The sequence below is a fragment of the Escherichia sp. AM3 genome (assembly GCF_032029835.1).
Lineage (GTDB): Bacteria > Pseudomonadota > Gammaproteobacteria > Enterobacterales > Enterobacteriaceae > Escherichia > Escherichia coli.
This window is the reverse complement of record NZ_JAVUPQ010000826.1, coordinates 1-299: the sequence shown is the minus strand read 5'-3', so window position 1 is coordinate 299 and position 299 is coordinate 1. Positions and strand designations below refer to the sequence as shown.

Sequence of the window (299 nt, the reverse complement as noted above, 5' to 3'; positions counted from 1 at the left end):
AAAAAAATATTGGGGTTTTAAAAACGGGTGGCACCAAAAAAAAACGGCGCATAAGCGCCGCTCATGGTGAATTCTTTTAACCTTTGACCTTCGGCATTGCGATGTCTTTCAGGCCACCGGCGTTCTCAACGTGGGTATATCCCATCTCGCTAAGGATCTCTTTTGCTTGCCCTGACTGGCGTCCGGCATTGCAATACACTTTCACGGTGTCGTTTTTATCCGGAACGGCGGTGGCAATGCGCTCTTTCACTTCCTTCAGGGGAATATTGATGGCCCCCTGAACGTGCTCTTGCTGATAC

Annotated in this window: 1 protein-coding gene; it reads right to left on the bottom strand. The window is 49.2% G+C overall.

The features are described from left to right. Positions 1 to 76: 76 nt before the first annotated feature. Positions 77 to 299 (bottom strand): thiosulfate sulfurtransferase PspE (pspE, locus tag RTW80_RS28575; protein WP_109091301.1); only part of this gene is annotated, 223 nt, incomplete at its 5' end.